General features: G+C 36.4%; 14 protein-coding genes and 1 tRNA gene. 8 read left to right on the top strand and 7 right to left on the bottom strand.

Translation table 11 applies throughout. The features are described 5' to 3' along the window. Positions 1-82 precede the first annotated feature (82 nt). The 5 genes from IPI65_04500 (at position 83) to IPI65_04480 (ending at position 5657) form a co-directional block, all read left to right on the top strand. Positions 83-2401, top strand: coding sequence for a M48 family metalloprotease (locus IPI65_04500; protein MBK7440801.1), 2319 nt, complete (start codon positions 83-85; stop codon positions 2399-2401). Positions 2402-2405: 4 nt separating this feature from the next. Further along, positions 2406-3185, top strand: a complete 780-nt coding sequence (locus IPI65_04495; protein MBK7440800.1) for a hypothetical protein — start codon at positions 2406-2408, stop codon at positions 3183-3185. Between the two features lie 45 nt (positions 3186-3230). Beyond that, a tRNA-Arg gene (locus tag IPI65_04490) sits at positions 3231-3303 on the top strand. A 192-nt stretch (positions 3304-3495) separates the two neighbouring features. Next, on the top strand, positions 3496-4914 hold the full coding sequence (locus tag IPI65_04485) for a T9SS type A sorting domain-containing protein (GenBank protein MBK7440799.1): 1419 nt from the start codon (positions 3496-3498) through the stop codon (positions 4912-4914). Between the two features lie 80 nt (positions 4915-4994). After that, entirely contained in the window at positions 4995-5657 is a 663-nt protein-coding gene (locus tag IPI65_04480) for a hypothetical protein (GenBank protein MBK7440798.1), read from the top strand. 9 nt (positions 5658-5666) lie between these two features. Here IPI65_04480 and IPI65_04475 read toward each other — a convergent pair whose 3' ends face one another. Together IPI65_04475 and IPI65_04470 are read right to left on the bottom strand one after the other, a co-directional pair. Beyond that, the gene (locus IPI65_04475; GenBank protein MBK7440797.1) at positions 5667-6602 is read right to left on the bottom strand and encodes a phosphoribosylaminoimidazolesuccinocarboxamide synthase; all 936 of its coding nucleotides are present in this window, start codon (positions 6600-6602) and stop codon (positions 5667-5669) included. A 23-nt stretch (positions 6603-6625) separates the two neighbouring features. After that, entirely contained in the window at positions 6626-9220 is a 2595-nt protein-coding gene (locus tag IPI65_04470; protein ID MBK7440796.1) for a hypothetical protein, read from the bottom strand. 78 nt (positions 9221-9298) lie between these two features. On the opposite strand from IPI65_04470, the gene IPI65_04465 reads away from it, so the two are divergent. Continuing rightward, a complete protein-coding gene (locus IPI65_04465) occupies positions 9299-9700 on the top strand; it encodes a DUF423 domain-containing protein (protein ID MBK7440795.1) in 402 nt (133 codons plus the stop codon). 88 nt (positions 9701-9788) lie between these two features. On the opposite strand, the gene IPI65_04460 is transcribed toward IPI65_04465, so the two are convergent. The 5 genes from IPI65_04460 to mtaB all read right to left on the bottom strand — a co-directional run bounded on the left by IPI65_04460 (position 9789) and on the right by mtaB (position 18395). Then, positions 9789-12452 (bottom strand): OmpA family protein, encoded by a 2664-nt coding sequence (locus IPI65_04460; GenBank protein MBK7440794.1) that lies wholly within the window; start codon positions 12450-12452, stop codon positions 9789-9791. 47 nt (positions 12453-12499) lie between these two features. Then, positions 12500-13525: a PorP/SprF family type IX secretion system membrane protein gene (locus tag IPI65_04455; protein MBK7440793.1), complete on the bottom strand. Its 1026-nt coding sequence runs from the start codon at positions 13523-13525 to the stop codon at positions 12500-12502. Between the two features lie 195 nt (positions 13526-13720). Continuing rightward, positions 13721-15562 (bottom strand): gliding motility-associated C-terminal domain-containing protein, encoded by a 1842-nt coding sequence (locus IPI65_04450; protein MBK7440792.1) that lies wholly within the window; start codon positions 15560-15562, stop codon positions 13721-13723. 148 nt (positions 15563-15710) lie between these two features. After that, positions 15711-17009, bottom strand: a complete 1299-nt coding sequence (locus tag IPI65_04445) for a prolipoprotein diacylglyceryl transferase (GenBank protein ID MBK7440791.1) — start codon at positions 17007-17009, stop codon at positions 15711-15713. Positions 17010-17027: 18 nt separating this feature from the next. Then, on the bottom strand, positions 17028-18395 hold the full coding sequence (gene mtaB / locus IPI65_04440) for a tRNA (N(6)-L-threonylcarbamoyladenosine(37)-C(2))-methylthiotransferase MtaB (GenBank protein MBK7440790.1): 1368 nt from the start codon (positions 18393-18395) through the stop codon (positions 17028-17030). Positions 18396-18559: 164 nt separating this feature from the next. Between mtaB and IPI65_04435 the strand changes: the two genes are divergently transcribed. Continuing rightward, the gene (locus IPI65_04435) at positions 18560-19291 is read left to right on the top strand and encodes a cyclase family protein (protein ID MBK7440789.1); all 732 of its coding nucleotides are present in this window, start codon (positions 18560-18562) and stop codon (positions 19289-19291) included. An 89-nt stretch (positions 19292-19380) separates the two neighbouring features. Beyond that, positions 19381-21618 (top strand): T9SS type A sorting domain-containing protein, encoded by a 2238-nt coding sequence (locus IPI65_04430; GenBank protein ID MBK7440788.1) that lies wholly within the window; start codon positions 19381-19383, stop codon positions 21616-21618. Positions 21619-21626: the final 8 nt, after the last annotated feature.

The following is a 21626-nucleotide window of genomic DNA, read 5'->3' as shown; positions in this document are numbered from 1 at the left end:
AAGTGTCCGATATCCATCGGGCACTTTTTTCTTGGCTGATATCGTTATTTATCGTTATAATTGTAATGTAATTCACAACGACATGAAACATATATTTGCCGCAATCATCACGGTGGTAATGATTAGTGCGGTATACAGCCAAAACCCACATGATTACACAAGAGTAACAAACCAGGGGCCTCTTCCTCCGGAAGTGTATACGCCTTCTACCATTAAATTCCAGAGTGAAATAGCCAATATTGAAGCAGACCTTTCAAAAAAGGCGCAAAAAACACAGCAGGAATATTATCTCGAAAGCGGATTTTCAATTGATGAAATGATGCGCAGCGGATTGGTTTTATACAACCCTGAATACAATGCTTATCTTGAATCTATTGCAGATGTACTTTTAGAAGATTATCCTGACTTAAGAGCAAGTGTGCATTTTTATGTATTAAAAACACCGGTTGTTAATGCATTTGCTGGTGCGGGAGGTAATATTTTTATCAGCATGGGATTAATTGCCATGTTAGAAAATGAAGCCGAATTAGCCTTTGTAATGGGTCACGAAATTGGCCATATTGCAAAAGAGCATGGACTTGATTTTTACGTTGAAGCAAAAGAAATAGATAAAAAGAGTTCAAACATTTCGTTGTTAAAGAAATCATCAAGTTTTAATGAATCGTTGGTGGTTAAAAATTTATACTCACAGGTATTAGAGACAGAAGCAGATGACTATGGTATTCAATCAATTTTAAACTCAAGATATCTTGCAGATACTGTATCATTAAATGCCGTTTTTGATGTTTTAAAATATGCTTACTTACCTTATGAAAATGAAAGTTTCCCTATCGACTTTTTTGAGAGTAATAATTATGTGACATCTAAAAATCTCAAATTAGATTCTATTAAAAAAATTGCGGGAGAACCTGAATATTTAGAAAAAAAGGAAGCTTTTAAAAGTACACATCCCAGTATTGGCGATCGCCGCAAATCGGTTTTTGAAAAAATTGATAATGTACCGGTAGGTGGCAGCAGAAAAGCATATATTGTTTCTGAAGAGAAATTTATGAAAATGCGCAATGTGGCGCGTTTTGAATTACCTATGTATTACTTGCATAACCACTTGTATCAGGATGCCATTTATGTTGCTTATTTAGGATTGCAGAAAGATCCATACAATATATATCTTCAAAAAATTATCGCAAAATCACTAACAGGGTTATCAAAATTCCGAAATGCAAAAGATGATGAAGTGTATGCAGAAAAAGCGCGCTTTGAAGAATACGAAGGCGAGCAACAACAATTATATTACATGTTGTGGGCGATGAGTGATGTGGAATTAAATGTTTTGGCTTTAGATTACACTTTCCGTATCCATTTAAATAATCCGCAGGATCCTGAAGTAATGCCATTATGCCGTTCATTAATCAACGACTTGGTATTTTATCATTTTAACGATGAAGAAGATTTTTTAATGGGGAAAACAATTGCCCGTGACAGCTTATACAAACTTGCAGACATTGCCAATCCGAAAATAAAAGTTGCCGCACCCAGCAGCAAATCGAAAAAGGTGACGCGAAAAACAACTGTTAAGGCAAAACGTTCAACAACGGCTAAAATCCAGGCCGATAAAAACAAAAAACATTTATTATACGCCTACAACGATTATTGGGAAAACAAAGAATTCCGCCGCATGTGGAATGAAGCCGTTACTGAAAGAGATGAACGCGAAGCAGAAGCAAAAGAATATAAAAAGGCCGGTATAAAGTACACTAACAAAGGAGATACTCGAAATTACTTCTGGGGTGACCATCTTGGAATTACAAAAGTTGTTGTAGTAAATCCTTTTTACCGACGTATCGATTTACGGAAGGATAATGCAATTGAATATGTTTCCAGTGAAGAAGGTGAATTAAATTACATGGAAATATTAAAAGCAAACGCCGCTTTGCTTGACGTTGACTTAGAAATATTAGATCCTTTAAAAATGAGTGAAAGTGATGCCAACTCATTTAATGAAATGAATGAACTGAACGATTGGTTTTCAGAGCAACTCGATTTTGGAAATATAAACATGCCTGGTTACAATCAAAATATGGTAGATTCAATTGCTACTGCCATGGGAACGGATTATTTTTTATGGACCGGCATTGTTTCGTTAAGAGATAAACAAAATATTTTAGGGCCGGTAATTTATATTGCCCTCTCCCCTTTCTTTTTACCATTGTTACCTTATGGCGTTTATGAATTAATTAAACCGGAATATGAATTTTTCTATCTCAGTCTGGTGTATAATGTAAAAACCAGAGAAGCCCATGTATTAAAATTCATGTTTTTAGATAACAATGATACTCGTGCGATTTTAAATTCGCATACTTATGAAATGTTATATCAATTATCAAGCCCATCAAAAAATTAAACCCATGCAACTCATCACAAAAATTTGCTGCTCATTAATAATTGTATTGTTATTACAAAGCACACTTGCTGCACAGGCAGTTGGTTATCAGGGAAAAAAGTTTATGTTGGAAATAGGTTATTCACCGCTAACCACTTTATCTGCAAAATATTTTAAATACAGTTTTGACGATGAATATTATACCGACTCACTTGAACAGGAGGTATTATTATTTAAACATGTTCCAAAAATTGGAATTGAATATGTAATATTTAATAGTGGAAGTGTAGTGTTGCGATATAATCCCTGGAAACTAACAACCACTCAATCCTATTATGACAATGTTAATGATGAAGTGCATTTAATGGGTGCAGAATCAAAAGGTAGCATGATTACATTCGGATATAAATCCTATATCACTGCAACACCTGCGCCGCTGGGTAGTTATTACGGAATATATGTTACCGATTACATTTTTAACATCGCTTATACCGACAGCGAATTTGATAAAACACCTGTTCCTGACGAGTTCAAAAACTTTGAGCTGGCCAAAGAGAGTGCTATCGGATTATTTGGGGTATTAGGATTTAAAAACATCTTATGGGATCAATTTACTCTTGATGTGAGTCTGGAAGGTGGCTTGTTTTTCCAAAACACGGTGGATCCTATTTCCTATACCGGCGATGAATTTGGTCCGCAATACAGCCCCCTCTCCTACGAATCCCCACATAGGGCAAACATCATCAATACAAACGTATTTTTCCTTGTAAGCCCTACTATCAGCGTGGGCTGGCTGGCTTTCTGACAATTCAGGTAAAATCCGTACCTTTGCACCCGCTAATTAACTATTGGCCTCGTAGCTCAGTGGATAGAGCATCTGCCTTCTAAGCAGAGGGTCGCAGGTTCGAATCTTGCCGAGGTCACTACTTATTAAAGGGTTTCAGGCTGTTATGGTCAAAACCCTTTTTTTATTTGCATACAATTTGCTACCTTTTTTGTCATAACAATATCTATAAAATAACATCAGAAAGTCATGAAATTTATAGGCACTTAATTATGCTTTACTCATGACAAACAAAATTTTAACACCTGGTAATTTTGGTTAAAACTTAACCATGAAGAATTTATTTACTACAATTTTATTTTTTGGCACCCTTACTGCAGGATTTAGTCAAATAGTTGGAAATTCTGCCTTTGCTAAAACCAACTATATTCAATTAGGTTATAATGAATGTGGTGTTTTAGGTGCAGACTCTATTCCGGCAGATTTTGTAAACCCAGGTGATCCTTATAGAAGTGTAATTTGGGATGTTAATGGCGATGGCTGGGAAACTGGTTTTCCTAATTTTTCCGGTGATTTAATAAATGGTAGCTATTATGAATCATTTCGTTTTGATAGGAGTAATTCGGGTCACACAGTAGACTATATAAATAGCTACACTTCATGCTGGCTTAATGATGTTAAAGGTGGGTTTACTAACTATTCAGCTAATGAGGATAGTGTTGTAATTGAATGGACTAGTGATATGCCATATTTTACACTGGTACATCAATCTATTATTTATACCAATAAAAAATACATTATAAACCATGTTTCAATCACGAATAATTCTTTTGATGGTCACAATTACTATTATATCAGAGAAGTTGAACCTTATGTTGAGGGATATTGGGTAGATAGTTATACTAATGAGAATACGATTGAAGCAAAATATGATAATGATGGATACTCACTGGTCAGCGCGGTTGGAAGTGCATTTAACACCTATTTTGCAGCAGGTTCAAAAAATGAAAGAGCTTACACCGCTCTCTCTAACACACATTATTATGATTATATTTACGAAGGCTCAGCATCGGGTCATTATAATTTAAATGTGATTTTTTACCAACCGGTTCTACTCTCCGGTGAAACGGTAAAATTTTCTTATGCTTATATTTTTGATGAGGATGAAGTTGAAGAAGCAATTAATAAAACCTATGACCCAAAAGTCACATTCCCTTGTGTTGCCGGCAATATTGAAACCGGCGCAATTTACGAAGGTGCAATTGAAATTACTGCTGACTATCAAGCGGGTTCAAGTTATGAGTTACAATATGCAATTTCAGGAACAGATGACTTTGTTACAACAGAATTAACGTCAGATAGGTATTGGCTTGTAGGATATTTGCACCCTTGCTCATCATATGATTTTCGTTTAATATCGATGTGCGAAAACGACACATTATATACTTACTTATATAATATCAATACCTTATGCTTTGATGATATACAAGCCCTAGAAACCCAATCGCTAAATATTTATCCCAACCCTGCAATAAATGAATTTATTGTTGATGCCGAAAACATGAGTACTGATATTGAAGTAATTATTGTTACCACTGTTAACGGAAACATTGTTGAAACGATTTATAACAAAACAGGTAACAAAACAATAAATATTAATACTTCTAAATACGCCACCGGTTTATATGCGGTTACAATTGTATCAGGGAATAATTCGATTACAAAATCATTAGTAATTATTGCTGATTAATTTCCATTTGTATTGAATTAAATTTGAAATTTCGAAGAAAGTAAATCCTGTATTATCTTGCACCAAAAATTTGGTACATTATGAAATACGTGGTATTTACAATTTGTTTCATTGTTAGCAGTATTGATGTGTTTAGTCAGGACGCTTATCTCCGATTTGAAAACAATTATGGTCATGCAAAATTTGTTGGAGGCGATGAATCAGGTATGGTTGATAATAAAACTTTTGGATTAGGCCTTATTTATGAACATGAAGTATATGGTAATAACATTGTAGATAGCGACCACGGCCGATATTATTACGGCTTACGCTACAGACACTTACATGCCGGATCAATAAATTCAATTTATAATGGTTATGAAAGTCATACTTATGATTACCTCGAAGTGCCGCTGGGCATTCAGGTTGACTGGATTTCACTGTTTAAACATAGTTTAGTTCTAGGTACCGACTTTGGCATATTTGGCACATATCCATTAAAGGTAGAAGGAGAACGAACCGGTCCTGACGCAATTGCCTGGAGCGAAGAATATGAGCGCGTATGGTTTATTTTCGGATTTAATATTGGAGGTTATATCGGAATTAATATTGCAGATAAAGTAGGAATAAAAGCAAATAGGTTTGGACAATTTCCGTTTATTCCTATCACAAAATCAACACCTGATGACTGGACAGGCCCGGAATATAAACCACAACTTTTGACAGATGGAGGTTGGCAGTTCAGCTTAAATTATAAATTCTGAACTTTTAATTTATAAACTACTTAAGCCAAGTAATATATTTTTTTCTATTTCGCTTAAACTGTTTAAAACAGGAACAAATCTTTTACCTGTAACGTGCTCATATAATTCAATATATCGGTCTGAAATAGTTTTTATCCATTCATCACTCATTGCAGGTACGGTTTGTCCTTCTTTACCCATAAATCCATTTTCTATCAGCCACTCACGGACAAATTCTTTGGATAATTGTTTTTGATGCGCGCCCGCTGCCTGACGTTCCTGATATCCATCGAGAATAAAATAACGTGATGAATCCGGAGTATGGATTTCATCCATCAAAACAACTTTACCATCTAATAAACCAAATTCATATTTTGTATCAACTAAAATTAATCCTTGTTTCGCAGCCATTTCCGTACCGCGCGCAAATAATTTTCGCGTGTAATCTTCCATCACCATGTAATCAGATTCACTAACCAAACCGGTGCGTAAAATTTCTTCACGTGAAATATCTTCATCATGCCCCGCTGCTGCTTTTGTTGTTGGTGTAATTATCGGTTCCGGAAAACGATCATTTTCCTTCATACCTTCCGGCATTGCAACACCACAAATTGTTCTTTTACCACTTTTGTATTCTCTTGCAGCATGCCCACTCATATATCCGCGAATTACCATTTCAACTTTAACGGGTTCACATTTATATCCAATTGCAACACGCGGATCAGGTGTTGAAATCAGCCAATTTGGAGCAATATCTTTTGTAGCATCCAGAAAATACGCTGCGATTTGATTTAACACCTGCCCTTTAAAAGGAATCGGCCGGGGTAAGATTACATCAAAGGCCGAAATTCGGTCGCTGGCAACCATTACAAGAATTTCATCTTTAATTGTGTAAACATCACGCACCTTACCATGATAAACTGCTGTTGCGCCCGGTAAGTTAAATTCTGTGGTTTGAATCGACATCTGGATAAATTATAACCACAAAGTTACAAAATCCTATATGCGAGCACAGTTTTTCCGATTGTGGTTATCAGCACTTTATCCCCATTACCGGATATATCATCTATAACAGCATCCGCAGAACCCTGCACCGGGAACCCTTTTATTATTTGCCCGGTCGCTGTATATAAATACAATTGCTTATCTAAAGTACTATATCCGAAATAATGTGTTCCCTCAAATGTTATATCTACCAACTTATCTATAGCAGGTAACGCCTCAGCTACAAAAATGCCTTTTCCGGAAATACTACGTGCTTTAAAATAATCGTCTTCCTGATAAATAACATCTAATGTATCATCTGCATCCACATCAGAAAATAGCATGTCTGTCCAATTTCCATCGGCTGCATAATTCGATATTTTTAAGGTACTGTCGATAGTTACAACATTGCCTTTATTGTCTAATACTGCAAGCAATTTATTTGTTGTAAAAATATCTGCTGTAGGGTTTTTTAAAGGAACAGTTTGTATTGATGAACCATTTTCCTTTTTCAACTGAATAGCCGTATTATTTAAATATCCTATTGTAAGCCCCTTTTGAAAAGTAAAAGAAAATATCGGTAAGGAAATTTGTCCGGCACCTTTTTGTGGGTTCCAACCTCCAACCGGTTTACCATCTTTATAATAACCATACACATTTCCATTTTCGCATCCAACAAACATCCTGTAATCATTCATACCCTGCTTAACCAACGCAATCGGGTTGATTATTTTTGTTGTCAATGAAATCGGAAATCCTTCAACAGGCTCGCCATTAATATCAATTAAATAAATTCCTGAACTTGTGTTAAATAATAATTGCGTTTTATTATTTCCGTAAAAATCTACTTCGTGAATTGTGCTGATAATTTTATCCTGCAACTGACGTTTCCAAACAACATCGCCATTTGCAGAAATCATATATAACATATTAGTGGTATCCTGTACCACAATATTTTGCTGACCATTATTGTGGTTTTTTACAGCAAACGGACCGCACGCTATGGGTTGATCAACTTCTATCTTCCATAAAATACCACCTTTTCTGGTTGGATTGGATTGGAAGGTTACAAAGCCATTAACAAGATACATATCTTTGTTTTCAGTAAATTGAAATTCCATTTGTGAAAACAGTTGCAATAAACTAAAATTTTGTTCAACTGAGTCAATATGTTTATCTGAAACAAAAGATTTTACAATTTGTGTACTCTTAGATAAATCAACATATATGGCATTATTAAATGTTGTAGATACATGCTTTTTAAAATTGGCATAATCAGCATCTTTATCTAAGGTATTACCATTTTCAATTGCATCAATCATATTTGCAATCTGCAGTTTATCGAAAGTAATTACCAGCGATTGATTCACCCAGGTGCCATAACAATATTCAGGCATTTGCATACCACTTAGTTTACCGGCTATGGCATAACAATTTAATTCCATTAATTGATGACCTCTGTATTGCAGTGTATCCTGCACCACTGCATATTTCAATTTACTCTCGGCCAGTTTTTTATCTTTTGCAGGCAAAATAAGATATGTTCTGCGGTCAACATGTTCATCCAACGATTCGGATACACCAATTAATATATTTTCAGAAAGCCAGGGCGACCAATAATCGAAAAATTCCCGGTTCAGTTTTTCATCTTTCAATCCGGCTGCAATATTTTCTGCAATCTGCTCAGCATTGATTCGATATAACGCAACAGTATTTGCAGGCACCGCTTCATGCATTTCAGCAGCATATTGTCCATGATATTTAGCAAGCGTAAATTCTTGTTCACCACCGGATGCAGAGGCATAACCGTTTAATGTAATTCCGTTTGGTCCAATTTCAGGTTGAACACCAATCCATGACGCAAATGTTTTCATTTTCATAATAGCCGGAAATTTTTCGTTAGTACTGAACATCGAAAAATAATCAGCCAGTTGGGGGACATTTACATAAAAACTATAACCTTTAGTGGTATTCATTTTATCATAAACATCATTAAAAGCAGCATTTTCTGTAACAGGATTTCCTTTTTTTAATTGTAGAATAGCATTTTCGACCAGAACAGCGGAAGTGCTGTAAATAAAAATTCCATTTTCCATGGCAAACGAAAATGCGGTATCGCTGTTGGGATATTTTAATTCATAAATGGTTACTCTTTCAAAAGTGTGGGGCGTTGCAGTTGGTTTTTTATTATTTAAAACCGGTAAAAAGTTTTTTAGATTTAAACGGGATGCTTCTTTTAATTGTAGTAATAATAGATAATCTACTTCTGTTTTCCCTCCCGCAAAAGCGCCGGCAATTAAATTATTATTGAGCACATCACTTAGCAGTTCAGGATTAGTGGATAATGCTGATGCATATAAATTCAAATCTTGTTTCAGTTCGCCAATAAGTTGTGTTTTTTCCAATTCGCCAAACATTGGGTTTTGATTCAATAAAATGGAAAAATCGTTGGCGTTATGAATATCAAAAAAACAGATTACCTCTTCAGGCATTGCATTGAGCACCTTTTCGTTAGTTTTATTAAAAAACAAAAGGTACACCGTCAGTAACACGGCAACTGCGGCTATTCCACTGACAATAAAAAGTTTGCTTTTGCTCATAATTCGTTGCTTACCTTTGCAAAACTAACCCGAATTAACGGGTATGCGAATTAACGTATACACATCAATTTCTATAATATGAATCAAAAAAAGATAATTGGCATTGCAGCGCTGCTAGGCGGCCTGAGTGTTGCTTTAGGTGCTTTTGGTGCTCATGGCCTTGAAAGTATGGTTGAAGCCGGCAAAATGCAGGCTGATGATATCAGGATTTTCGAAACCGGAGTGCGCTATCAGTTTTATCACACTTTTGCATTGTTGGCGGTTGGATTAGGCTACCATCTGTTAAATCCGAAGTTAGCCAAATACGCAATTGCCCTGTTTTTAACCGGGATGATTATTTTTAGCGGAAGTTTATATCTCCTCACCCTTTCTGAACCATTATTGGGAACAAGATTAAGCTGGCTCGGTGCTATTACACCGCTTGGCGGATTATCCCTCATCGCTGGTTGGATCGTTTTATTTCGTGCAACTAATAAATAACTTGAATTAATTTTATTGATTAGTCAATTCCTAAAAACAAAAAAAGCGATTCACCAAAATGAATCGCTTTTTTTTGTGGCTAAAAAATTTATTTACATTTAAATTTCGCTTTATCAGCTTCGAAAGTACATCCACCTTTTTCAACCACTTTAGCACCTACAACGAGGTTTTGAGTGCTGGTAAGGCTTAATTTACAATCAACATTTGTTAAAGTGATATCTCCCAATTGTAATGTTTTAATTACGAATACATCACCTTTAACTGTAGTTCCGTTTCCAAGATCTGTTGGTTTCTCATTTTTAAAGTCAGCATCAGTAATTGCACCTGCTTCCCATAATTTAATGAAATAATCTTTGCTAACCATTGCCACAACAATTTGCGGGCTTAAGTTAAGGATGTATTTAGTTTGAACTTTACCATTTACTGATGCATTACCTTCATACATGTTACCTTTTTTAGTAAGTGTAGCATCTAAAGCGCCTGCTGCAGGAGTTGTTGTGGTAGTTTTAGTTCCGGTATTTTTTGTGTTTTTAGTTCCTGTGTTGGTATTGGTGTTTGTTTTAACTTCACCGGCATCAGGAGTATCAGTTTCATCTACCTGTTGTAAATCTTGCAATTGTTTTTCACGTTTCGCTTCTTCTTCACGTTTACGTGCTTCATTTGCTTCAATGGTAGCTTCATCATATTTAATAATCGCATTTGGAATTACACCGATAATAGTAAATTCAGTTCTACGATTTAACTGGTGCAGATATTCAAAATCTTCACCTTTATATTTTTGAATAAATGATTCAACTAATACTGTTCCGTTTGGAACGGTATTACCACTCGGCAATTTAATATCAGATGATAATGTTCTAGGAGTTGACTCGCCATAACCAACTGCAACCAATCGTTCAGCAGCAATACCTTTTGAAATTAAATAACTCACAACGGTATCAGCACGATGCTGAGAAAGGACTTTATTTCTATCTTCAGTATCACGGCTATCGGTATGTGAACCAATTTCAACTTTTAATTGCGGACTTAGCTGCAGGATATTATAAATAGAGTCAAGCGCTACAAATGATTCAGGACGTAAATCCCAGCTACCCAATGTATAGTAAATGTTTTTTACCTCAATTGGTTTCATTTCGATAATAGGCTCTAATACGATATCAACAAATAAAGTATCATTTTCTTTCAGACCAACAGTAGAAGTAGTTGCTTTACCGTTTTTGTACTTGTCTTTATAAGCAGTTAATTCAAATTTATCCTGAGCAGTTCCTAAGAAGAAATCTTCGTAGGTATTTGCTGTTTTAGTAACGGAAGAGTCCATTTTAGCACCTGAACGCATTAAGTCGATAGATGCACCATAAATAGGCTGATTGGTATTTTGATCAATAGCTCTTGCCATGATTACAAATTCCGGTGGATATTTATACGCATAAATATCATCACAACAAGTTTCACTTTTTACAGAGAAACCACCTTTACGGTTTGAAACGAAGAATCCTTTTTTACCTGATTTATCTGTAGAGAAATAAAAATCATCTACTGAACTGTTAAAAGGTAAACCAAGATTTTGCGGAGCATCAAATGATTTTAATCCGCCTTTTGATTTATAAATATCGAATCCACCAATGTTAATTTGCCCGTTTGAGCTGAAATAAAACATTTGTTGTTCTTCATTATAAAAAGGAGTTATTTCATCACCTGTTGTATTAATTTTTGTTCCACAGTTAATTGGGTTGGTGTAATTTTTTCCTTTGTTCTGAATTTCAGAATACCAAATATCCATACCACCACGGCCACCTGTGCGGTTAGAAGAAAAATAGAGATATTCTTTTCCTTTAAAAGTACCAACTGCAGGATGCGTAGAAGTAATGTCCGGTTCGTTTACCTGAGTTACTTCTTTACCATTTTGCCATTCACCGGCTTCCCATTCGCTCACAAATATTTTACAAACCATTACGAGTGAATCGTTCGGGTTACATTCTGTGTAATAAAAACGTTTTCCATCAGGTGAATAAGCACCGTTTCCGGTATGTGCATTTCCTTTGTTAAATGGCGCTGACATTTCTTTTGCCTGTGCCCAAGAATCACCATCTGCTGCAGATTCGAAAATGCGTGCACGCAACTCAGTTTTTTGAGTTGTTCCCATTTCAATTACATTTTCCGATACCAGCGAAGCATACGTTAAGTTGTTATCAGGATTGTATTTTGGTGAGAAGTCAGTATAGTTATTATTTACTTTTGATCCAAGGTGTTCAACATTTACGTCAGCAGGTTTTTTACCTAACTCGATTGCTAAATCACAACCTTTGTCTTCGTTTTTTGCCTGGCGTTTTAATGCAGTTCCTACAGGGCCTTTTAATTTGCTGTTTTTTCCAACTGCTTTAAAGGCTTCTTTTGCTTCGGCATATTTACCGTTATATTTCAAACTCATGGCATAATAAAAACCTGATTCAGGATATTCATCTTTTGATTTACCTGCTTCCATTGAAGTTTTATACCATTTTTCAGCTTCTTTATAATTACGTGCTAAATAATAAGCACGCGCTAATTTATATGCAGCTTCTTGTGTAGCATCATCATCATATGCCATTTTGTATACATCTTGCGCATTGTAATAACTTCCGGCAGACATTAATGCATCGCCGTACATCATTTTGCGCGTGTAATTCATTTTATCAACTTCCGGATCTGGTGTTTGCGCCTGCAGTGCTCCTGCAAACAAAACGAAAGTGAGTATTGCGAATAATTTTTTCATACTATTTAATTTCTTTATCAGTTGAGAATTGATTGAGGTTCACAGAATTAATAACGAGGACAAGGCATTACATAATGCGTTGGAATAACCGGTAAAATACATCCGGTATATACTAACGACAATTCGAAACCACCTTTGCCTGCGCTTGCTTCTTTTAAGGTTGAAGTATTGATATCATAACTTGCACCAAAACGGAAGTTTTTATAATCCATACCAACAGATGCAATTACTGCATCATCTAAACGATACGCTGCTCCAAGGAAAAATGTAGCAGGGAAATTTGCATTATTCAGATAATAACCAAAATCTGATCCTACAACAATTTCTTTAGCACCAGACTGTGCCTGATATAAAACTGAAGGAATAACACCAAACTGTCCACCAAAAGTAATACCTGCTTTTAAGTGACCAACCATGCGCATTCCGAGTTTATTTTCTTCATCAGCAAAAAACGATTCTTTTGGAGAAATCAGGTTATAAGCTGCAAAACCACCTGTTATGTTGAAGCTTTTTGAAACTTCATTGTGGTAAGCTAAACCTGCACTCATGTTAAAACGGCCGATATTATCACCGGTCCAGTTTGGTTCAGGGTTAGAGTTAAAAGTGCTGCTGAATTCATCACCATCCCATTGGTTTGGCCATTTCAACTGGTCAAATTCCAGTGATTTTTGCATGAATCCACCTTGTAAACCTATTGATAAGTTATGGTTAGAGCGTCCACCCAATCCTAATACAAAAGCCGAGGAAGCCATTATAGAAAGATTGCTGAGGTTACCGTCACCCGATACATCGTTAAATAATAATAAACCGGCAGTCAGCTTGCTGGCACCACCTATATTTTTAACCACCGGAGCATCAAAAAATGCTTCATATGTTACATAAGGAGTAGTAACACTTGCCCACTGGTTACGATAGCTTAATCCTGCTCTCCAATCACAGGAGTTTACGCCGGTTAATGCAGGGTTCAATGCTAAAGGAGCCGCATTGTACTGCGAGAAGTGAATGTCCTGCGCCCGGAGCACACCCACAGCCATGAAAGCTGCTAAAAACGTGATTTTGTAAATCTTCATCATTGGTTACTTTTTAATTTGTCTGAGTAATGTATTGTTGGTTATTGGTTATTTGTTTCAAGTCCACGCTTTAAGGCAACATAACTACTTTAAGTGCGGGCTTTTATTATTCTATTCTTAAGGGTTAAAAATACTAAATCAAATTTAATCTGCAACAGTATAATGGTTAACTGCTAAAAAAACATCCTTGTCAATATTTTATCTAACCAGGGTTAAATTGCCTTGTTGGGTAAACGACTGACCGTTCAAATCTTTATAGCTTAAGTAATAAACATAAGAGCCGATAGGCTGCTCCTCTCCTTCAAACTCTCCGTTCCAGGAGTTTTCAAAGTTGTTGGATTCAAAAACCTGCTGACCCCATCTGTTAAATATTTGCAGGTTGTAAGTAGCCAACTGGCCTCTTACAACTATGGTAAATCCTTCGTTATTGGCATCTCCGTTTGGTGAAAACGCATTCGGCACACCAACTATGGCATCGTTACTCACAAAAACGGTTACTTCATCTATAAATTCACATCCGATTGCCGTTGTAACTGTTACTGTATATACCGTTGTAAAATCAGGAGAGGCTGTAGGATTGTAAATATTGGCATCCGAAAGTGTCGCCGCCGGTGTCCAGGTATATTCAACACCTCCTGAAGCTTCTAAAAATGCTGTTTCACCCAAAATAATCGTGGTATCTAATCCGGCATCAGCCGTAGGGCCTTGTATATCTACAAATGTTTCAGCGGTATTTACGCAAGAGGCTAATGTTCCTGTAACCGTGTAAACCGTTGGCTCCGTAGGGTTAGCTTGGGTTACGGCAGCATTTGGGTCACTTAATCCAGTTTCCGGAGACCAACTATAAGTATCAGCGCCGCCGGCTACCAAAGTGGCTTCGGTACCCGGACAAATTAGGGTATCAGATGATATTGTGAGCGGAATTGCATCGTAAACATAAAGTGTTAAACTTTCATCGATACCGGTTATACATCCGGCGTCAAGAGTTATTATTATCGTTTCAACCCCTTCATCGAGTCCATCTTCAATTGGTATAATTGGAATGATAATTAAAGTATCGCCGGGATAAAATGTTATGGTAGTGGTCATTGTAAAGTCAGGCCCCAACAATGCAGTGCCTTCAGTAAAAATATTAACCTCAAAAGTGTCAACCGGGGCAAAAGACAGTTCAAATGTTAGTGTTCCCTCATTACAACCTTCTATTAAATAAGGATATCCGTCAATTTCTGTTTCATAGGTCAAATTCACACCCGGGCTCGATAACGAACCTGCTTCTATAAAAACGCCAGAATCGAAAACATCATCCGCATCATCTGCGATAGCTATTTTCAAATGGTACGTTTCGCATGGAGTAACACTTCTTTTGGCTTCTAAAACAGTTGTAAAACCATCATATTGTAAGTAAAAATCATCTGTGTTGTAGGGTGCATCACCTCCTGTTCCATTACCAACAAAATATTCGGTATTTACTAAGTGATTAACATTATTAATAGAAACTGCTGTAGCAGTTCCGGGAATCAATGCCATATTTTCGGTGCCTGCTATACCAGGACCGCTGATATAAAAGGCAAACACATCATTAATAAGATTAACATACTCTATGTATTCTTCGGAAGCAAAAACATAATTAAACCGCACAGTGTCTGAAGTCACGGTTATGTCGAATTCTAATACACATGCATCGTTTGTTCCAAGAACGCCTGGAATATCGTTCAAATCGGCGTCGCCGGGAGCTCCATATCCAACACCGGCACTACCGGAGTTATTTGGGCCATTAGCTAAATCTACATCACCTGAGGTTAATAAAATTCCATTTGCAATACCTACGTTGCAATCAACACAATCAAAAAAACCTGATGCCCCGTTTGGGCAATCCATTGTGACACCGGAAATTGTAACACCTTCTCCAACTAATGACGCAGCGAGTTCTTCAGGCGTAGCCGAAGCATCCGTTTCTAACTGGGCATGGGCATTGGTTGTAAAGAATATAAACGTAGTAGTAGACGCAGCAAGGAGTAAATTGCGTAAAATTGGCTTCATTTAAATTTTATTTAGGGTTAACCCATTAAAACACTTTCAAACTTACAAATAATTTAACAATTCTTACAATACATGTAGAATTATTGACTGCTGAAAATGACCGAAATATGACCTCGGTTCCAAACAGCACTGTGGATGGCTGGGTTAATCAAACTGTTGGTGTGCGTTTTGACATTCTCCACAATACGAACATCATTCCAAGCCCGAAGCTAATAAAAATTATTGATATGAAGGTAGCCTGTGTTGCATGAATGCCCATAAATTCTAAAACATTGTTTACGCGGATTTTTTCGATGAAGTATCTTTCAATACCTGCAAAAACAACATATAATGCCAGTAGCATTCCGGGAACCTTAAATTTTTTGCGCATCATCCATAGTATGGCGAAAATGATGAGTGACATCATAATTTCATAAATAGGTGTTGGAAAAACTGCTACCGGTAACTGCCCGCACCAGTCATCCTGACATCCTGAAATATAACTGCCTTCCCCATTTACGTTATGCGCATAATTTTGAGCAAATAACGACCTTGGTAAAAATGATGGCGCTACTACATGTTTCGAATGTACATTCGGCAATGAATCAAATTCTCTTTCGTAATAAGCTGCATTTAATTCCAATACTTTTTCAAATTCACCGGGTTGTGCTAATGTAACACTGCCATCAGGTTGCGAAATATATGCACTGTTTAAAATTCCCCAGTCTCCATCTCCCGAAACCTGACATCCAAGTCGGCCAACGGCATAGGCAAGAATTAATGCCGGAGCAACAGCATCACCTAAATGTAAAACATGAATTTTTTTTCTTTTGGCGTAAAGAATTACTGCAAGTGCACCTAATAATAATCCGCCATAAATTGTTAACCCATTAAAAAAATTGCCGAATGGGTCCGATAAAAAATCTTTCCATCCGTTTGGTTCTTCAAAATTCGAAAATATTTTAGCACCAAGTATTCCAAAAATGGCAGCCATCATAACAATATCACCTAAGCGCTGATGCGGATAAACATCTATCGATTCTTCCTTAGGTTGTGGTAATTGTTGTGATTTTTTTTCACGGTATTTTAAATATCCTAAAATAATTGCTCCAATTAAACCAAATACAGCATTTCCTTCTTTTGAAAAAACAAATGTTTGCGGACTGTCATTAAATGCATCCCAATTTAAAATCATTCCGCCAAGTTTAAATCCGATTAAAAATCCAAAAAAGGCATTTAAAATAATTTCTGCGGGAGATGCCGGTTTGCCGACAATATTTTTTTCTTTAGTTGGTTTTAATAACCCAGCTTTTTCTTTTCTGATTAATTCTTTATACAAAACATATCCTGCTGCCAAAAATGCCATACCCACAAAAAATCCAAAACTAAAAACCGGAAACCGCATATGTGTACCAAGAATATCGTTCAACAGTTCGGCAATTGTAGCATACGAGCGCAGTAATATCATGTAATTATTTTTTTAGATTTAATGTTGATTATACATTAAATGTTGTGTTAAATTATCTTCTTCATTGTTTGTTTGTGGTATTCCCAGCATATCACCGTCAGCAGCAATCTGCTCAAGAAAAACCGGAACAATTTCATTTACCAGCAAAGGGTCGTAATGTGTTTTTACACGAATATAATTATCTGTAAATCCAAACATCCATTCGCCATCTGTTTCTTCTTCAAACAAAACATTTCGCGTGGTGCTTACAAATTGATTATAAAAGTAACGGCGTTTTTTTTCACTTAAACTTCGCAATTGTGTTGTTCTTTCTTCACGTAATTTTTGCGGCACTACATCTGTTAATGAAAGTGCAAAAGTATTTGGCCGTTCGCTATAAGTAAATACGTGTAAGTAACTAATATCTAATTCATTTAAAAAATGAAAAGTATCTAAAAAATCTTCGTGCGTTTCTCCGGGGAAACCGGTAATAACATCTACCCCAATACAACAATGTGGCATTAATTTTTTTATAACAGCAACCCGATTTGCGTATAAATAACGCAAATACCTTCTGCGCATTAATTTTAAAATTTTATCGCTGCCACTTTGTAATGGAATATGAAAATGTGGAACAAATTTTTCTGATTGTGCTACAAACTGAATAATATCTTCATTTAATAAATTAGGTTCAATTGAAGATATACGGAAACGTGATATACCATTAGTTTTATCTAAAGCCTGAACCAAATCATAAAACGTTTCTTCATTTTCTAATCCGGTAAGATGTCCAAAATCGCCGAGATTTACGCCTGTTAAAACAATTTCTGCAACCTCTTTTTCTGCAATTTGTGCAACATTTTCAAGCACATTTTTAATAGTATTACTTCTGCTTGAACCTCTTGCTAATGGAATAGTGCAAAATGAACAAGAATAATCACAACCATCTTGCACTTTTAAAAATGTGCGTGTACGTTCACCAAAAGACCATGCTGTATTAAATCCGGTAACGGCATTAATATCTCCACTTACATACTTTCCCGGTTCGTTATTTTTTTTAGTTTTCAGTTGAGCGACATGTTGAACAAGATTAAATTTTTCGGCAGCACCCAAAACTAAATCCACACCCGGAATGGATGCAATTTCTTCAGGTTTTAATTGAGCATAACAGCCGACAATTACTACTCTTGCATCAGGTGAAATTTTTAATGCCTGTTTGACAATTTTCCTGCATTTTTTATCTGCATGTTCGGTAACAGAGCACGTATTTACCACATACACATCAGCAGCTTCATGAAAACCCTTAATTGCAAACCCGGCCTCCTGCATCTGTCTGCCCAAAGCCGACGATTCAGAATAATTGAGTTTACAACCTAAAGTATAAAGTGCTACTGACTTTGTGGACATACCTCGCAAAATTAGTTAATTAGATGCTTATGCCACCTGAAATTGGTTGAAACCACGATAAAATGGGTTGAGATGTCCTTTTTTTTCTGTGAAGAGAAATTGATTTAAGCATGATATAAATTGCCCGCCGATAGCTTATATTTCGGAAAATTTGTAAGTGTATTATGATAATTGAACACAGAGGGAAATGTTTCGACCTGAGCAAACCGGTTGATATTTCGATGCCATTGCATGATGGACCTCAGGTTAACTGTTACTTTGCCCCGCCATTTAGCACCAGTCCGGTTGTTATGGGCGATTTTATTGGTGATATACAGCAGGGCGGCTTACTCAATTATAAAAATGTGACCCTGAATCCGCACGGAAACGGCACACATACAGAGTGTTTGAGCCATATTTATGATAGTCCGCTCACCATAAACCAGGCCCTCAAACAATTTCATTTTCTGGCTCAATTGGTAACAGTTACGCCTCAAAAAGAAAAATCGGGCGATTGGGTTATTGGATTACCACAATTAAAAGACATTCCTGAACCTGGAGTTAATGCCTTGATAATCAGGACTTTACCAAATGATAAAAGCAAAATCACCAGAAACTACAACAAAACCAATCCGCCCTACCTTGATGAGAAGGTGGCAGCCTATTTAAATAAACAGGGGATTTTTCATTTGTTGGTAGACCTCCCATCGCTTGATCGTGAAGAGGATGGCGGCAAACTTCTTGCCCACAAGGCGTTTTGGGGCATACCTCAAAAAATCAGGCCAAGTGCAACTATTACAGAACTGATTTTTGTGCCTGATGCCATAAAAGATGGTTTATATCTGCTCAACTTGCAAATTGCCGCATTTGAGTTAGATGCTGCGCCTTCCAAACCTGTTATTTATCCCCCTTTATAAAAATGCATCACAATTACTTCTTTTAAAGATAACGAGCGGGGTTCAGTGCTCAACAAAATATGGGTATCTTTGCCCCTTTATTTTTTTATATGAAAAAACTCATACTTACTATCGTTTTATTAGCCGGAATGACCCATTTCGTTCACGCGCAAATTACCATTGCTGAAGCCAGAGCCATGAGCCCTGGCACCAACGTAACTGTAAAAGGTTTGGTTTTAAATGGTTCAGATTTAGGTGATATTCGATATTTGCAAGATAATACCGGCAATATTGCTGCTTTTGCATCCACCTTATTGGATGGAGTATTAATAGGCGACTCGATAGAAGTTACCGGTCCTTTATTTAATTATAATTCTTTATTAGAAATTTCACCCGCGAGCAGTGTTACCGTAATTAATTCAGGCAATGCACTTCCGGCACCTATCAGCGTAACTACGGTTTCCGGATATGCTGAGTTTTATGAAGCCAAGCTGGTAAAAGTAAGTGCTGCATTATTTACCGATATCGGCACATTTTCAACTGCAGGGTCAGGAACAAATTATGATATAACCGATGCTTCAGGAACTGCTCAGGTTCGTGTAGTTACCTCTACAAATATTGATGGCACTCCAATTCCAACTGATGAAGTTTCGGTAACCGGAATTATGAGTCAGTTTGCACCGGGCGGCACAGGCGGATACCAGTTGCTTCCACGTAATTTAGCAGATATTTCAACCGGAGGAAACCCACCTGTAATTTCAACAGCGTTAACACAAACTGCAATAACAACATCTTCATTCACAGTAAATTTCAGCACCTTAAATCCGGGTTCCACAATTATTTATTACGGAACAACAATGGCTTTAGGAACTACATCTGAAGATGCAACTTTAGTTACTACACATGCACAAAATTTAACCGGTTTAACTGCAGGAACAATTTATTATGTTCAGGCTGCAAGTGTAAGTGCAACAAACGACACTTCATTTTCTGCCGTGAGTGCAATGGCAACTGCTTCCAATTCAACCGGCGAAATAAATGTTTGGTTTAATAACACTGTCGACAATAGTGTTTCCACCGGAACGAATGCAATATTTGTAAACGGTGCAATGGATGATACCATTATTGCTTATTTAGATCATGCAAAATATTCGTTGGATATTGCAATTTATAACATTGATAATGTAAATAATATCATAACAGCTATAAATGATGCATATGCTCGCGGTGTAGATGTTCGTGTAATATGTGACAGTGGTGTGGATGATTTTAATTACAATTTAATTTCTATTGGAACCGGTAAAAAGAAAAAATCACCACCTGATGGATCAACCAATGCCGAAGGTGCAATTTATGGCATTATGCATAATAAATTTATTATTATAGATGCAATTTCTGCTGATGTTGATGATGCATGGGTTATTAGTGGTTCGATGAATTTTACTGATGACCAGATTAAAGTTGACAAACAAAATATTATTGCTGTTCAGGATCAAAGTTTAGCACGTGGTTATAAATTAGAATTTGATGAAATGTTTGCAGGTAAATACGGACCTGACAAATCAAATAATACGCCGCATGAATTTGTGGTTGGTGGAAAAAGAATTGAATTATATTTTTCACCGAGTGATGAAACTGAAACACATATGTTAGAAAAAATAAATACTGCAGATTACGACCTTGAGTTTGCTGTATTTTCTTTCACACGTTTTGGTATTAGTTATGAGATAGAAGATGCAGTAACCGAACGTGGTGTTTTTGCAGCAGGCATGTATGATCAAACCGATGCTGCCGACTCAACTGCTGTTAATATTTTGGAAGATGCATTAGGCAACAGATTTTTCAATTATTCAGGCAGTAATTTATTACACCATAAATATTTAATTATTGATGCCAATTGTGCGCTATCTGACCCATTAGTTTGGACGGGTTCACATAACTGGAGTTCAAGTGCGAATTCAAGAAACGATGAAAACACATTAGTGATTCACGATTCCACCGTCGCAAATATCTATTTTCAGGAATTCAATCAACGTTATAAAGACGAAGGAGCAACTGAATTTATTACCGAAAAATGTGACCTTGTTGGCATTAATGAAGTAGTAGTTGAAAATGAAATCTTATTATTTCCGAATCCGGCACAAAACGAATTAACTGTTTATGCCGACAATTTAGCGGCTGCCGACATGTTATACATTTATGATTTATCAGGCAAAAAACTGTATGCCGCTGCAGTAAATAATCAGCAACAAACAACTATTAACATATCAGATTTGAGTGCGGGTATTTATTTCCTTGTAGTTCAAACCGGAGATGTTGCTAGTGCTAAGCAGTTTGTGAAAAAATAAAATTATAA

The sequence above is a fragment of the Bacteroidota bacterium genome, from assembly GCA_016706255.1.
Classification (GTDB): domain Bacteria; phylum Bacteroidota; class Bacteroidia; order Chitinophagales; family BACL12; genus UBA7236.
This window is presented reverse-complemented; position numbering and strand designations above follow the sequence as displayed.

What these genes read in the sequence shown, in the direction of transcription:
- IPI65_04465 (MBK7440795.1), top strand. Translation starts at nt 9,299, where the DNA reads ATGAATCAAAAAAAGATAATTGGCATTGCAGCGCTGCTAGGCGGCCTG.
- IPI65_04470 (MBK7440796.1), bottom strand. Translation starts at nt 9,220, where the DNA reads ATGAGCAAAAGCAAACTTTTTATTGTCAGTGGAATAGCCGCAGTTGCC.
- IPI65_04500 (MBK7440801.1), top strand. Translation starts at nt 83, where the DNA reads ATGAAACATATATTTGCCGCAATCATCACGGTGGTAATGATTAGTGCG.
- IPI65_04455 (MBK7440793.1), bottom strand. Translation starts at nt 13,525, where the DNA reads ATGATGAAGATTTACAAAATCACGTTTTTAGCAGCTTTCATGGCTGTG.
- IPI65_04460 (MBK7440794.1), bottom strand. Translation starts at nt 12,452, where the DNA reads ATGAAAAAATTATTCGCAATACTCACTTTCGTTTTGTTTGCAGGAGCA.
- IPI65_04445 (MBK7440791.1), bottom strand. Translation starts at nt 17,009, where the DNA reads ATGATATTACTGCGCTCGTATGCTACAATTGCCGAACTGTTGAACGAT.
- IPI65_04430 (MBK7440788.1), top strand. Translation starts at nt 19,381, where the DNA reads ATGAAAAAACTCATACTTACTATCGTTTTATTAGCCGGAATGACCCAT.
- IPI65_04495 (MBK7440800.1), top strand. Translation starts at nt 2,406, where the DNA reads ATGCAACTCATCACAAAAATTTGCTGCTCATTAATAATTGTATTGTTA.
- IPI65_04450 (MBK7440792.1), bottom strand. Translation starts at nt 15,562, where the DNA reads ATGAAGCCAATTTTACGCAATTTACTCCTTGCTGCGTCTACTACTACG.
- IPI65_04435 (MBK7440789.1), top strand. Translation starts at nt 18,560, where the DNA reads ATGATAATTGAACACAGAGGGAAATGTTTCGACCTGAGCAAACCGGTT.
- IPI65_04485 (MBK7440799.1), top strand. Translation starts at nt 3,496, where the DNA reads ATGAAGAATTTATTTACTACAATTTTATTTTTTGGCACCCTTACTGCA.
- mtaB (MBK7440790.1), bottom strand. Translation starts at nt 18,395, where the DNA reads ATGTCCACAAAGTCAGTAGCACTTTATACTTTAGGTTGTAAACTCAAT.
- IPI65_04480 (MBK7440798.1), top strand. Translation starts at nt 4,995, where the DNA reads ATGAAATACGTGGTATTTACAATTTGTTTCATTGTTAGCAGTATTGAT.
- IPI65_04475 (MBK7440797.1), bottom strand. Translation starts at nt 6,602, where the DNA reads ATGTCGATTCAAACCACAGAATTTAACTTACCGGGCGCAACAGCAGTT.